Consider the following 638-nt stretch of genomic DNA (forward strand, 5'->3'; position numbering starts at 1 on the left):
ACTTGTGTGAATGTGGGCTGCGTGCCCAAGAAGCTGTTTTCGTACGGCAGCCATTTCCCCCAGGAATTCGCGCTGGCTGAAGATTATGGCTACACCGTGACAGGCTGGGAGTTTGACTGGCCCACATTGCGTGATAACAAAAGCCGCGAAATCAGCCGGTTGAACGGTATTTACCAGCGGATTCTGAATCAGGCCGGGGTGACGATTTTTGAAGGTCACGGGCAGGTATTGGGTGGTGGCAAGGTCTCCGTCGGTGAAACCGTGTTGACCGCCCGGCATATTCTGGTGGCAGTGGGTGGCAAGCCCTTCGTGCCAGACCTGCCAGGCCGTGAACATGTACGCATCTCCGACGACCTGTTCTATCTGGACACACTGCCCAGGCGTGTTGCCGTGGTGGGTGGTGGTTACATTGCCACGGAGTTTGCGGGCATCCTGCACGGCCTGGGCTGTGAGGTGACGCAGGTCTACCGTGGTGATCTGTTTCTGCGCGGGTTCGACCAGGACATTCGTGAGTTTATCGCCGAGCAGATGACGGAGCAGGGCGTAACACTGAAATTCAATGCGGACGTTGCCAGTATTGAGGCGATCAACGGCGAAAAACACGTTACCTATCAAGGAGGCGAGCAGGCGGTATTTGA

General features: G+C 56.4%; 1 protein-coding gene. It reads left to right on the forward strand.

Annotation, left to right across the window (positions count from 1 at the left end; all coding sequences use genetic code 11):
• Positions 1-21: 21 nt before the first annotated feature.
• On the forward strand, positions 22-638 hold a 617-nt coding region (locus A3730_RS03110; RefSeq protein WP_231883823.1), incomplete at its 3' end, for an FAD-dependent oxidoreductase.

This window comes from Alcanivorax sp. HI0044 (assembly GCF_001634945.1).